The following is a 12,422-nucleotide window of genomic DNA, read 5'->3' on the forward strand; positions in this document are numbered from 1 at the left end:
GCATGACGCGGTACCGACCAACGGTCGGTACCCACCAGGGCAAGGGGAGTGGCGCCCCCCCGGGGGGCCCCCCCCCCCCGGGTCAGATCCCCGAAGGGGCTCTGACCCGCGTCTCCTTTCGCCCGAACACTGCGCCTGCCGGCCGGTTCTGCGACAATGCGGCACTGCGCCATGCGGGCGCCCGTAGTGGAGATCGAACATGCTGCTGATCGGCGTTGCCGGCACTGAACTGACCGCCCAGGAACGCGACTGGCTGCAGCACGATGCCGTGGCCGGGGTGGTGCTGTTCAAGCGCAACTTCGCCTCACGCCAGCAGGTGACCGATCTTAGCGCGGCCATCCGCGCCGCCGCCCCGCGCCCGCAGCTGATCTGCGTGGACCAGGAAGGCGGCCGCGTGCAGCGCTTCCGCGAGGGCTACAGCGATCTGCCGCCGCTGCAGGACATCGGCGCGCTGTACGCCAGCGACCCGCAGCAGGCGCTGGCCATGGCCGAGCAGCACGCCTGGTTGATGGCCAGCGAAGTGCGCGCCAGCGGCCTGGACCTCAGCTTCGCCCCGGTGGTCGACCTCGGCCGCGGCAACCGCGCCATCGGCAACCGTGCCTTCAGCGAAGACCCCCAGGTGGTGGCCGCGTTCACCGCGGCCTACGTGCGTGGCATGCATGCCACCGGCATGGCCGCCACCCTCAAGCATTTCCCCGGCCACGGCACCGTGCTGGAAGACACCCACGTCGACACCGCCATCGACCCGCGCGGGCTGGATGAGCTGCGCGCGCAGGACCTGGTCCCGTTCAGTGCCGGCATCGCCGCCGGTGCCGATGCGGTGATGATGGCGCACGTGATCTACCCGCAGGTGGCGGCGGAACCGGCCGGCTATTCGCCACGCTGGATCCAGGACATCCTGCGCGGCGAGCTCGGCTTCCGTGGCGTGGTGTTCTCCGATGACATCGGCATGGCCGCCTCGCACAGCGCCGGCGGCGTGCCGGCCCGCGTGCACGCGCACCTGGACGCCGGCTGCGACGTGGTGCTGGTCTGCCACCCCGAACTGGTCGATGAAGCCCTGCACGCCGTGCAGGGACGCTCCCTCAATACCGCTGCGCTGCTGGGCCTGCTTGGCCGCGGCGCGCTTGGCTGGGATGGCCTGCTGGCCGATGCCCGCCATGGCAACACCCAATCCCGTTTGCTCCACACCCTTGGAAGAACCGTCTGATGCCGAACCTCACCATTTCCCAGGCCCTGGCCCAGGCCGACCTGCTGGTCGACCGTCCCACCATCGACAAGGCCATCGCCAGCATCGCCGACGCGATCGCACGCGACTACGAGGGCGAGGTCCCGCTGTTCCTGTCCATCATGCACGGTGCGCTGCCGTTCGCCGGCCAGCTGGCGCTGGAGCTGGGCGCGCGCGGCCAGGACGTGCAGTTCGATTACCTGCACGCCACCCGCTACCGCGGTGAAACCACCGGCGGCGACCTGGTGTGGAAGCACAAGCCGGCCACCGCGCTGTTCGGCCGCCGCGTGCTGCTGGTCGACGACATCCTCGACGAGGGCTACACCCTGCAGGGCGTGCGCACCTGGTGCCTGGAACAGGGCGCCACCGACGTGCGCATCGCGGCGATGACCGTGAAGAAGCACGACCGCGGCCTGCCGGACGTCACCGCTGACTACGCCGGCATCGAACTGCCTGACCGTTATGTCTTCGGCTTCGGCATGGACGTCAACGAAACCCTGCGCTGCGTGCCGGCCATCTACGCGATGAAGGAATAAAGGCTGGCCGTTCGCGGCCTGTCCTTGTCCTGTCCTGTCCCGCGCCGGCATCTTCGGGTGCCGGCGTTTGTCTTTTCCTGGAGTGCATTGCATGCAACAGATCGCCCTGGCCGTGATTGGCGGCACCGGTGTCTACAACCTGGCCAAGCTCGACGACGTGCAGACGCACGAGGTCGAAACCCGTTTCGGCCGTCCGTCCGGCCCGGTGCGCGTGGGCACGCTGCTCGGCAACCGCGTGGCCTTCCTGGCGCGCCATGGAGAGGGCCATTCGCTGCCGCCGCACAAGATCAACTACCGCGCCAACCTGGCTGCGCTGCAGCAGATCGGCGCGCAGCGGGTGCTGGCGCTGAACACGGTGGGCGGCATCGGTGACGATTTCGGTCCGCGCGTGCTGGCCTGCCCGGATCAGATCATCGATTACACCTGGGGCCGGATCAGCACGATCTGCGAGGAAGAGGGCACCGACGTGGTGCACGTGGACTTCGGCCACCCCTACACGCCGATGCTGCGCAGCAAAATCCTGGCGGCGGCAAAGGTGACCGGCGTGAAGGTGCACGATGGCGGCTGCTATGGCGCCACCCAGGGCCCGCGCCTGGAAACCATTGCCGAAATCGCCCGCATGCGCCGTGACGGCTGCGACCTGGTGGGCATGACCGGCATGCCGGAAGCCGCGCTGGCACGGGAGCTGGGGCTGGATTACGCCTGCCTGGCGATCGTGGCGAACTGGGCCGCAGGCTGCGGTGACGGCGAGGAGATCACCATGGCCGAAGTGCTGGCCAACGTGCAGGCCGCCAGCAACGGACTTCCGGAACTGGTCGGCGAATTGGCGCGGGGGTGATTGTCATCCTCGGGCAAGCTTTGCATACTCAGCCGGTACGCGGGTTCAGCGTACACCACCCATTCATTGCAAAGGTCTCGCATTAACATGCCGAACGGTACCGTCAAGTGGTTCAACGACGCCAAGGGATTTGGCTTCATCTCGCCGGAGGATGGCAGCGCCGACGTGTTCGCGCACTTCTCCGCCATCAACTCCAAGGGCTTCCGCAGCCTGCAGGAAGGCCAGCGTGTCACTTATGACGTGACCCAGGGCCCGAAGGGTGCCCAGGCGTCGAACATCACGCCGGCCGAGTGATCCACTCGACAGTGCGTTGAAAACCCCGCTACGGCGGGGTTTTTTTTTGCGCACGGCATCGGCTGGCGGGCACAATGCAGGCATGACGGAACGACTGCGCATCGCCGTGATCGGCTACGGCACCGCCGGCCAGGCATTGGCCATCCTGCTCACCCGCGATGGCCACGAGGTGGAGATCTTCGAACGGGTGCCGACGCCTGGCCCGGTAGGTGCCGGCTTCCTGCTGCAGCCCAGCGGCCTGCAGGTGCTGTGGCAGATGGGCCTGCTGGACGAGGTGCGCGCGCATGCGGCACCGGTGCACCGGTTGTATGGCGATACGCCGTGCGAGCGCGCGGTGATGGACATGGGCTATGCCGGGCTGGATGCACGCCTGCATGGCCTGGGCATGCAGCGCGGGGCGCTGTTCTCGCTGCTGGACCAGGCCCGTGACGGCGCCGGCCAGCTGCATGTCGGCACCACCATCGTGTCGGTCGATGCCGCACAAGGGCGCCTGCGCGACAGCGAGGGGCGCCAGCACGGGCCGTTCGACCTGGTGGTGGCTGCCGATGGTGCAGCGTCCACGCTGCGCGGCGGCGTCGAGCAGGGCATCGCGCTGGACCGGGTCTACCCGTGGGGCGCGCTGTGGTGCCTGCTGCCGGCCGAAGACTGGCCGCACATGAGCGAGCTGCGCCAGCGCTACGTGGCCGCGCGCAAAATGATCGGCCTGCTGCCGGTTGGCACCCGCCCGGGTGACGGCACGCCGCGCCTGAGTTTCTTCTGGAGCCTGCCGCGTGCTGATTTCGAGCGCTGGCAGGCCGATGGCATGGCGCCGTGGCTGGAAGAGCTGCACGCGTTGTGGCCACAGGCCAGTGCACGTTTCGCTCACCTGCAGGACGCCGGCCAGCTGGCCCGTGCGGTCTACCGCGATGCGGTGATGAAGCGCTGGCACCAGGGCCGCCTGGTGCTGGCCGGCGATGCCGCGCATGCGATGAGCCCGCAGCTGGGGCAGGGCGTCAACATGGCCCTGCTGGACGCGCTGGCCCTGCGCGATGCACTGCGCGCGCACGGTGGCGGCGAGGCGGCGCTGCTGGCCTACCAGGCGCAGCGCCGCGCACACGTGGCGGTCTACCAGCGCTGGAGCCGCTGGCTGACCCCGTTGTTCCAGTCCGACCGCGACGTGTGGGCCAAGGCGCGCGATGTGCTGCTCGGCCCGATGGGACGCATGCCCGGCGGGCGTGGCCACATGCTGCGCGTGCTCAGTGGCACCCAGCACGGCTGGTTCGGGGCGATGGCGCTGGATCCGGCTTTCATCGACGCGCTTGCACAGGCCCCGGCAGGCCTGCCGATCAGCCCGATTCCGCTGCGTGCCTGAACCGCGTCGTCACGGCAATTAACGAACACATCACCCCGGATATGCGAGAAGAGGGGAGCACGCCATTGGCGCGTCGCCCGTTTTCCTTTCCGTGATCAGACATCGCGCGTGGCCGGGCGGCACTGCCGTCGCGGCCTGTTGCGGCCCGGATGCGCCGCAGTATTCGAGGAGGATGCCATGTTGTTCGCGGTCGATGAGCTGGAATCGGAAATCTGCAAGCTGAGGGGTCTGCTGCAGATGCTGCACGAGGACCAGCCCGACGTCCTGGAAGATGTGTTCGAGTTCCATGTGGGCAGCCTGATCAGCCATTCGGCGCCAGCGCACCACGCGCGCATCCGTACCTGCGCGCGGGAAATGCTGGTCGCCATCCAGGCACTGCCCCGCCACAGCGATGACAGCAAAGCTGATTTCCGGATGATGCCGGAACTGCTCGCGCGCCCGGCCTGAGCCCGGCGCAGGTCCGTCCGCCCGTCGTCATCACACGGGCAGCGCGACCAGTTGGTTGTCCACGCAGGCGATCCATTGCTCGCCGCGTCGCCGCGGTGGCACCACGCCGGCGGTGAATGCCGAGAACGCCGGCAGCACGGTCTGCCCCTGGCGCAGCCAGAACGCGGGAAAGCGCCGCCGCAGCGCCGGCAGGGCGACCTGTGGATGCACGTGGCCAGCGATCACATGGGCATCGTCAGCCTGTCGCGGCTCGTGGCAGAGCAGGAACGGTCCCAGCCGCAGGTCGTCGTGGATCTGTACCTGCAGCGCTGCATGCGGCAGCTGCCGGTCATGGTTGCCGCGCACCACGTGTACGTCCAGTGCGGCATGTTGCTCGCGCCAGCCCAGCCATTGCCGATGCCAGGCCGCGCGATGCGCGGGCCCGTGCAGGATGTCGCCGAGGATCCACAGTTCGCGACACTCCTGCTGCTGCACCAGCGCCTGCAGGCGTTGCAGGTCGCCGTCAGTACCGCCGCTGGGCAGGGCGATGCCAGCGCGACGGAACACATCGGCCTTGCCCAGGTGCAGGTCGGCGATCAGCAGCGCCTGGCGCGCCGGCCACCACAGCGCACGCGCGCCGAGCAGGCACATCGGTTCGCCACCCAGCTGCACCGGCAATTCAGTGGCCATGGCGGCGCTCCAGCTGCTGTGCCGCGCGCTGCACGCGGGTGCGCCAGTCTTCATTGCTGAACTGCCCGCGCAGGCGCTCGGCCCACAGCGGGAAACCCAGCGGTGTCAGCGTCGGTGGTCGCTGCAGTGACACCGACTGCGTGGCGATGTGCTGCAAGGCCTGCTGCAGGCCGGGCAGGTCGAGTGCATCGGTGAGCACCTCATGTTCGGCCTGCGTCAGCAGCAGGTGGCCAGGGTCGTGTTCGCGCAGCACGTCGTACAGCAGGCCCGCTGAGGCCTGCAGCTGGCGCAGCGAGCGCGGCATGCCGCCGGGCAGGCTCGGCACCAGCAGGCCGGCGACGCGGGCGATGCCACGGAACTGCCGTCGTGCCAGCTCGCCAAGGTTCACCGCCGCGCGCAGATCGTCGAGCAGATCGGCAGGATCGAACAGTGCCTGCCACGCCGCTGCATCGCGTTCGATGGGCTCTGCCGGCGCGAGGACCAGGCCCTGGTCATTCACCGCGTAGCCGATGCTGTTGCGCTGCAGGCGCGTGCAGCGCAGCGACAGCAGTGCCGCCAGCGCCTCGTGCACGTGGCGGCCCGCAAAGGGATAGACGAACAGGAACTGCCCTTCGCGACGGCGCACGTCTTCCACCAGCAGCCGCGAAGGCGCGGGTCGTTCCGACAGGTCATCCTGCAGGCCAAGCAGTGGCGCCAGCCAGCGCGCCTCGGCGCTGTTGTCGGCACCGGACAGCACCGCTTCCAGCTCGCGCCCCAGGGCCAGCGACAACGGCAGCTGGCCGCCTTGCCAACGTGGCACCACGCCGCTGCCGCTGCCACGTGCCAGCCGCACGTAGGCGGTCATGTCGCGCAGCTGCACCAGCTCCAGCAGGCGGCCGGCGAACTGGAAGCGATCGCCGCGGCGCAGGCGGCTGGCGAACTGTTCCTCCACCGCGCCGAGACCACCGCCGCGCAGGAACTGCACGCGCACGCTGCCATCGCTGCTGATGGTGCCGATCGACAGCCGGTGGCGCAGTGCCTGGCGGCGATCATGCATGCGGTAGCGGCCATCCTCGTCCAGCACGACCTTGTGGTACTCGGGGTACTGCGCCAAAGCGCGGCCACCCTGCACGATGAACGCGAGCACGTCCTGCCACTGCGTGTCCTGCAGCTCGGCGAACGCATGCGTGCGTCGTACCTGCGCAAGCAGCGCATCGGCGTTGAAGCCACCGGCCAGCGCACGGCTGACCGCGTGCTGGGCCAGCACGTCCAGTGACAGCGTGGGCGGCGTGCGCGGTTCGGTGATGCCTTCGCGCAGGGCGCGCCGCACGGCGGCGTACTCGGCCAGCTCCAGGGCATGGGTGGGCACGCACAGCACGCTGCCGCTTGCCCCGGGCCGATGTCGCGCGCGCCCCGCACGCTGGCGCAGGCGCGCCACGCCCTTCGGGCTGCCCAGCTGCAGCACCTGGTCCACTTCGGGGAAGTCCACGCCGAGGTCGAGGCTGGAGGTGGCCACCACGCAGCGCAGCGTGCCCGCGCGCAGGCCGTCTTCCACCTGCTGGCGCAGGCCCGCGTCGAGCGAGCCGTGGTGCAGGGCCAGCGTCTGCGCGTCTTCCGGCCAGACCGCCGCCAGCGCCTGGTGCCACAGTTCGGCCTGCGCGCGCGTGTTGGTGAACAGCAGGCTGCTGCGCGCGGACATCAGCGCATCGAGCACGCGCGACAGCTGGCCCAGGCCGAGATGCCCGGCCCACGGGAAGCGCTCACCGCTGGCGGGCAGCAGGCTGCTGATCGCCACCGGTCGCTGTCGTGCGCCTTCCACCTGCACCGTGTCGGGCATGCCGGGCAGCAGCACGTCGCGCGCCTGCGGCAGGTTGCCCAGCGTGGCCGACAGGCCCCACAGCTGCATCGCCGGTGCCGTATCGCGCAGCAGCGCGAGATTCAGCTGCAGCAGCACGCCGCGCTTGTTACCCATCAGTTCGTGCCACTCGTCCACCACCACGCAGCGCAGCTGGCGCATGCGCTCCAGCGTGTCGGGGTAGCTGAGCAGCAGGGCCAACGACTCGGGCGTGGTCACCAGCACATCGATGCGGCCTTCGCGTGCGAGGCGACGGTCGCGGCTGCTGGCGTCGCCACTGCGCAGGCCGACCTTCCAGCCCAGACCCAGGCCCTCGATCGGCGCCTGCAGGGCGCGTGCAGTGTCGCTGGCCAGCGCCCGCAGCGGCGTCACCCACAGCACCTGCAGCGGGCGCACCGCATTGGCCCGCGGCGGCGCCGGCAGCGGATCGATCATCGCCTGCAGCAGCGGTCCGCCGAACATGGCCAGCGTCTTGCCGCTGCCGGTCGGGGTGTGCAGCAGGCCCGAGCTGCCCGCCAGGTAATGGCGCCACATCGCGCGCTGGAACGGCAGGGGTTTCCAGCCACGGCTGCCGAACCAGGCCTGCAGCCGCTGCAGCGCATCGCTGCGCTTCATCGCGCCAGGGCCTGCAGGGTCGCCAGCTGGTCGGCTTCGCTGGCCGGCTTGTCCTGGCGCCAGCGCAGGATGCGCGGGAAGCGCACGGCGATGCCGGACTTGTGCCGCGCGCTGCGATTGACCGCCTCGAAGCCGAGCTCGAACACCTGCTCGCCACGCACGCTGCGCACCGGCCCGAAGCGTTCGCGGGTATTGGCGCGGATCCAGCGGTCCAGCGCCAGGATCTCCTTGTCGTCCAGGCCGGAATAGGCCTTGGCCACCGGCACCAGGGTGTCGCCGTCCCAGACGCCGAAGGTGTAATCGGTGTACAGCGTGCTGCGCCTGCCGTGGCCGGCCTGCGCATACAGCAGCACCGCGTCGATGGTCAGCGGGTCGACCTTCCACTTCCACCAATCGCCGCGGCGGCGCCCGGCCTGGTAGATCGAATCACGGCGCTTGAGCATCAGCCCTTCGACACCGCGCTCGCGCGATGCTTCGCGCAGGTCCGCGGCATGCGCCCAATCGTCGGCGTGCACATCGGGCGACAGCTGGATACGTGCATCGCCGAGCGCGCCGACCAGTTCGGCCAGTTGTGCGCGCCGCTGCTGCAGCGGCAGTTCGCGCAGGTCCTGGCCATCGCGTTCCAGCAGGTCGTAGGCGAGCACGCGCACCGGCGTGTTGCGCAGCGTTGTCGCACCTGGCTTGCGGCGCTGGATGCGCGTCTGCAGCGCGGTGAATGCGCGTGGCGCGTCGTCGGCCTCATCCCAGGCCAGCAGCTCGCCATCGATCACGCAGCCATCGGGCAGCGCCGCTGCCGCCTGTTCGATCTCGGGGAAGCGTCCGTCCAGCCGCTCCTCGCCGCGCGACCACAACGCCACTTCACCTTGGCGGCGCAGCAGCTGCAGGCGGATGCCATCCCACTTCCATTCCAGCAGCCAGTCGTCGATCGCGCCCAGGCGTTCCTGCGGCTCGCCTTCCAGCGGTGAGGCGAGGAAGAACGGGTAGGGCTGCTGGCGGTCCAGCGGCAGTTCCTCTGGTGACAACAGCTGCGCCAGCAGGCCCGGCGTGGGCACCCACTCACCGAGCATGCGCTGGGCGATGCGGGCGATGTCCAGGCCCGACCATTCGGCCAGCGCCTGCTGCACCAGCCGCTGCGAAACGCCGACGCGCAGCGCGCCGGTCAGCAGCTTGTTGAACACCAGGCGTTCGCTGGCCGGCAGCTGCCGCCAGCCGGCCACCACGGCGGCGCGGCGCACGTCCTCGGGCTGGTTGGCCACGACCAGCAGATGCTGTTCGATCCAGTCAGCCAGCGGGCGATCCGCTGCGCGCTGCGCCGGATCATCCAGCAGCAGGGTCAGCGTCTCGGCAAGGTCGCCGACCTGTGCGTAGCTGTCCTCGACCAGCCACGCCGGCAGGCCCGACTCCTCGCTCACCCACGCTCGCAGTTCGCCGCTGGCAGCGATCTTGCGGCGTGCGCCACCGACCTTGCCGCCACTGAGCAGGAACAGCGCCCAGGCCGCGTCGTGCGCGCCGGCGTTGGCGAAGTAGTCGACCAGCGCCGCGCGCTTGTCCAGCGTGGCCGTGCTGCGGTCCAGCCGCTGGTAGAGCGCGGCGAAGGCCTTCATTCCTCGCTCCCGAAATCGGTGCGGAAGGCTTCGGCGGCCACGCCGCGTTCGCGCAGGAACGGAATCAGCGCATCGGTGTTGCCATGGGTGGCGATCACGCGGGTCGCGCCGGTCTGTTCGATGGTCTGCAGCAGGGCAGGCCAGTCGGCATGGTCGGACACCACGAAACCGCGATCGACGTTGCGCCGGCGGCGGTTGCCGCGCAGCTGCATCCAGCCCGAGGCGAAGCCGAGCTGGTGGCGGCCGAAACGGCGCAGCCAGGGTGTGCCCGCGGCCGAGGGCGGGGCGATGATCAGCTTGCCGGCCGCCTCCGGCTGGCGCCCCTGTTCGGCCACGGTCAGCGTTTCCAGCATCGGGATGCCCGCCTCGCGGTACACCGCAACGCCGTTGGCCACCGCACCGTGCAGCCACGCAGGCGTGTCATCCAGCGGCAGCAGTTCGCCGAGCACGCGTTGCGCCTTGCCCAGCGAGTAGCAGAGCAGCACCGCCGCTTCACCGCGCTGCGCGCATTCCCTGCGCCACGCCACGATCTCGGCGGCCACCGCGGCGGTATCGGGCCAGCGGTAGATCGGCAGGGCGAAGGTCGCTTCGGTGATGAAGGTATCGCAGGGCACCACTTCGAACGGCGCGCAGGTGGGATCGGGCTGGCGCTTGTAGTCGCCCGAGGCGACCCAGACCTGGCGACCATCGTCGATGCGCACCTGCGAGGAACCCAGCACGTGGCCTGCCGGATGCAGCGACACCTGCACCCGGCCCAGGGTGAACGGTTGGCCTTCGGCATGGACCTGCAGCGGTACGTCGCCCAGCCGCCAGCGCAGGATCGGCGCGCTGCCGGGGCTGCAGTGGTATTCGCCCATGCCGGGCCGGGCGTGGTCGCCGTGGCCGTGGGTGATGACCGCGCGCGGCACCGGCCGCCACGGGTCGATGTGGAAATCGCCCGCGGCGCAGTAGAGCCCTTCGGGGCGAAGTACCACCAGATCGTCATTGACTGCCATGCCTGCACTGTCGCGCGGTGCTCGTGCACGGGGCGAGAACCGGCCTGAACGCGGGGTTGCCGGACGATGCTGCACAATCGGCGAGCAGCCTTCTCGCCCGCAGGATGGAACCGATGAACGGACCGAGCTTCAGCAGCAGCGCGCCCTTTGAAACCCACGTGGTGCTGAACCAGCCGCCGCCGTTTGCGGGCCGCCAGCTGTGGACCGACGACGTGGCGCTGATGGAAGCGGTGCAGCGCGAGGGCGCGGCCGCATTCGCGCCGCGGCTGGGGATATATGGCGGGCTGGCCGGCAACCAGCTTTACCAGCTGGGCTTCGATGCCAACCGCGACCGGCCACGGCTGCGCACGCACGATGCGCAGGGCCACCGCATCGATACCGTGGACTTCCACCCGGCGTACCACCAGTTGATGCACGCGGCCAAACAGCATGGCGTGTCCGGGCTGTCGTGGCATGAGCCACAGCCCGGCGTACACGTCGCGCGTGCGGCATTGAGCTACCTGCACCACCAGGCGGAAGCCGGCACCAGCTGCCCGCTGACCATGACCCATGCCGCGGTGGCGGTGCTGCAGACGCAGCCGCACCTGGCCGAGTGGGCGCGCAAGGCGGCGTCCCCCGTGTACGACGCACGCGACGTGCCGGTGGCCGACAAGGCCGGCATCACCCTGGGCATGGGCATGACCGAAAAGCAGGGCGGTTCGGACGTGCGCGCCAACAGCACGCGGGCCGAGCCCATCGATGGCGAACGCTACCGCCTGGTCGGGCACAAGTGGTTCTTCTCGGCACCGATGTCCGATGGCTTCCTGGTGCTGGCGCAGGCGCCGGGTGGGCTGACCTGCCTGCTGATGCCGCGGCGGCTGGCCGATGGCGATCGCAATGCCTTCCACCTGATGCGCCTGAAGGACAAGCTGGGTGACTGGTCCAACGCGTCCAGCGAAGTGGAGTTCTGCGGCGCGCAGGCGTGGCGCGTGGGCGAGGAGGGCAGGGGCGTGGCCACCATCATCGGCATGGTGATGATGACGCGGCTGGACTGCATGCTTGGCGCGGCCGCGGAAATGCGCATGGCCCTGGCGCAGGCGCTGCACCACGCGCGCCACCGCCGCACGTTCGGCAAGCCGCTGGTGGAACACGCGCTGATGGCCAACGTGCTGGCAGACTTGGCGCTGGAATCGGAAGCGGCGACGGTGCTGGCCATGCGCATCGCGCGCGCGGTCGACTGCGCCGGCAGCGATCCGCAGGAGGCCGCGCTGGCGCGGCTGGGCACGGCACTGGGCAAGTACTGGGTGTGCAAGCGCGCGGCCGCGTTCGTCAACGAGGCGCAGGAATGCCTGGGTGGTGCCGGCTACGTGGAGGAGTCGATGCTGCCGCGGCTGTACCGGCAGGCGCCGTTGAATTCGATCTGGGAAGGCAGCGGCAACGTGCAGTGCCTGGACGTGCTGCGCGCGCTGGGGCGCGAGCCGGAGGCGATGCAGGCGCTGCGTGCGGAGCTGGAAGCGGTGGCCGATCGCGACAATGGTTATGCGGCGGCACTGCAGCGCTGGGCGTCGGCACCGGCGCCGGATGAGTCACAGGCACGGTTGTTCTGCGAGCGCACGGTGCTGCTGCTGCAGGCGGCGCTGCTGCTGCGGGCGCGCAGCCCGATGGCCGGGGTGTTCGTGCGCAGCCGGCTGCAGGGCGAGCACGGGTTGGCGTTCGGGACGCTGCCGGCGGGGGTGGATGTGGGGGCGATGATGGCGCGGGCACTGCCGCAGTAGGCGGCCAACGGCTGAGCCCCTCGTGGTGGTCGTGCGGCATCTGGATCGCTTGGGGCCGCGCGGGTGGGTTGCGCAGGGGACGCCGTGAATACGTCCTTGTAGGCTCGAGCGCGCCATCCATGGCGCTTACGCCCCTGCGCAACCCACCCGCGCGGCCCTGGACGGATTCCGGGCGCGTCCACCACGGAATCAACGGAAGAGCAGAAGCAGAAAAGCCCGCGGCCAGGCCCGCGGGGTGCGGGTTGGGGGTTGGCGCGGGG

11 protein-coding genes are annotated in these 12,422 nt (G+C 70.0%); 7 read left to right on the top strand and 4 right to left on the bottom strand.

All coding sequences use genetic code 11. From position 1 onward, the window contains the following. Positions 1-199: 199 nt before the first annotated feature. The 6 genes from nagZ to IAE56_RS18485 all read left to right on the top strand — a co-directional run bounded on the left by nagZ (position 200) and on the right by IAE56_RS18485 (position 4,691). Complete coding sequence (gene nagZ / locus IAE56_RS18460) at positions 200-1,207, top strand: beta-N-acetylhexosaminidase (protein ID WP_200753529.1); 1,008 nt, start codon at positions 200-202, stop codon at positions 1,205-1,207. Further along, positions 1,207-1,761 carry a hypoxanthine-guanine phosphoribosyltransferase gene (locus IAE56_RS18465; protein WP_079222740.1) on the top strand — a complete coding sequence of 185 codons (555 nt, stop codon included), beginning with the start codon at positions 1,207-1,209 and terminating at the stop codon, positions 1,759-1,761. Before nagZ ends, IAE56_RS18465 begins: the two co-directional genes overlap by 1 nt. Positions 1,762-1,852: 91 nt before the next feature. Then, positions 1,853-2,599, top strand: a complete 747-nt coding sequence (locus IAE56_RS18470) for an S-methyl-5'-thioinosine phosphorylase (RefSeq protein WP_079222739.1) — start codon at positions 1,853-1,855, stop codon at positions 2,597-2,599. An 87-nt stretch (positions 2,600-2,686) separates the two neighbouring features. Next, positions 2,687-2,893, top strand: coding sequence for a cold-shock protein (locus IAE56_RS18475; RefSeq protein ID WP_005410590.1), 207 nt, complete (start codon positions 2,687-2,689; stop codon positions 2,891-2,893). An 82-nt stretch (positions 2,894-2,975) separates the two neighbouring features. Next, the gene (locus IAE56_RS18480) at positions 2,976-4,244 is read left to right on the top strand and encodes an NAD(P)/FAD-dependent oxidoreductase (protein WP_200753530.1); all 1,269 of its coding nucleotides are present in this window, start codon (positions 2,976-2,978) and stop codon (positions 4,242-4,244) included. Positions 4,245-4,421: 177 nt separating this feature from the next. After that, positions 4,422-4,691, top strand: a complete 270-nt coding sequence (locus IAE56_RS18485) for a hypothetical protein (protein ID WP_200753531.1) — start codon at positions 4,422-4,424, stop codon at positions 4,689-4,691. Between the two features lie 30 nt (positions 4,692-4,721). Here the strand turns inward: IAE56_RS18485 and pdeM are convergent, their stop codons facing one another. The 4 genes from pdeM to IAE56_RS18505 are packed head-to-tail and all read right to left on the bottom strand — an operon-like array spanning position 4,722 to position 10,408. Next, positions 4,722-5,360, bottom strand: coding sequence for a ligase-associated DNA damage response endonuclease PdeM (gene pdeM, locus IAE56_RS18490; protein WP_200753532.1), 639 nt, complete (start codon positions 5,358-5,360; stop codon positions 4,722-4,724). Next, on the bottom strand, positions 5,350-7,809 hold the full coding sequence (locus IAE56_RS18495; RefSeq protein ID WP_200753533.1) for a ligase-associated DNA damage response DEXH box helicase: 2,460 nt from the start codon (positions 7,807-7,809) through the stop codon (positions 5,350-5,352). Before IAE56_RS18495 ends, pdeM begins: the two co-directional genes overlap by 11 nt. Next, positions 7,806-9,413, bottom strand: coding sequence for an ATP-dependent DNA ligase (locus IAE56_RS18500; protein WP_200753534.1), 1,608 nt, complete (start codon positions 9,411-9,413; stop codon positions 7,806-7,808). Before IAE56_RS18500 ends, IAE56_RS18495 begins: the two co-directional genes overlap by 4 nt. Further along, positions 9,410-10,408, bottom strand: coding sequence for a ligase-associated DNA damage response exonuclease (locus IAE56_RS18505; RefSeq protein ID WP_200753535.1), 999 nt, complete (start codon positions 10,406-10,408; stop codon positions 9,410-9,412). The genes IAE56_RS18500 and IAE56_RS18505 overlap by 4 nt, the downstream gene beginning before the upstream one ends. Positions 10,409-10,521: 113 nt before the next feature. Between IAE56_RS18505 and IAE56_RS18510 the strand changes: the two genes are divergently transcribed. Next, positions 10,522-12,162 carry an acyl-CoA dehydrogenase family protein gene (locus IAE56_RS18510; protein WP_200753536.1) on the top strand — a complete coding sequence of 547 codons (1,641 nt, stop codon included), beginning with the start codon at positions 10,522-10,524 and terminating at the stop codon, positions 12,160-12,162. The last annotated feature ends 260 nt before the right edge of the window (positions 12,163-12,422 follow it).

Origin of the sequence: Stenotrophomonas sp. S41, from assembly GCF_016624625.1 — a bacterium.
In the GTDB taxonomy this organism is placed as follows: Bacteria; Pseudomonadota; Gammaproteobacteria; order Xanthomonadales; family Xanthomonadaceae; genus Stenotrophomonas.

What these genes read in the sequence shown, in the direction of transcription:
- IAE56_RS18485 (WP_200753531.1), top strand. Translation starts at nt 4,422, where the DNA reads ATGTTGTTCGCGGTCGATGAGCTGGAATCGGAAATCTGCAAGCTGAGG.
- pdeM (WP_200753532.1), bottom strand. Translation starts at nt 5,360, where the DNA reads ATGGCCACTGAATTGCCGGTGCAGCTGGGTGGCGAACCGATGTGCCTG.
- IAE56_RS18480 (WP_200753530.1), top strand. Translation starts at nt 2,976, where the DNA reads ATGACGGAACGACTGCGCATCGCCGTGATCGGCTACGGCACCGCCGGC.
- IAE56_RS18465 (WP_079222740.1), top strand. Translation starts at nt 1,207, where the DNA reads ATGCCGAACCTCACCATTTCCCAGGCCCTGGCCCAGGCCGACCTGCTG.
- IAE56_RS18510 (WP_200753536.1), top strand. Translation starts at nt 10,522, where the DNA reads ATGAACGGACCGAGCTTCAGCAGCAGCGCGCCCTTTGAAACCCACGTG.
- IAE56_RS18500 (WP_200753534.1), bottom strand. Translation starts at nt 9,413, where the DNA reads ATGAAGGCCTTCGCCGCGCTCTACCAGCGGCTGGACCGCAGCACGGCC.
- IAE56_RS18505 (WP_200753535.1), bottom strand. Translation starts at nt 10,408, where the DNA reads ATGGCAGTCAATGACGATCTGGTGGTACTTCGCCCCGAAGGGCTCTAC.
- IAE56_RS18475 (WP_005410590.1), top strand. Translation starts at nt 2,687, where the DNA reads ATGCCGAACGGTACCGTCAAGTGGTTCAACGACGCCAAGGGATTTGGC.
- IAE56_RS18495 (WP_200753533.1), bottom strand. Translation starts at nt 7,809, where the DNA reads ATGAAGCGCAGCGATGCGCTGCAGCGGCTGCAGGCCTGGTTCGGCAGC.
- IAE56_RS18470 (WP_079222739.1), top strand. Translation starts at nt 1,853, where the DNA reads ATGCAACAGATCGCCCTGGCCGTGATTGGCGGCACCGGTGTCTACAAC.
- nagZ (WP_200753529.1), top strand. Translation starts at nt 200, where the DNA reads ATGCTGCTGATCGGCGTTGCCGGCACTGAACTGACCGCCCAGGAACGC.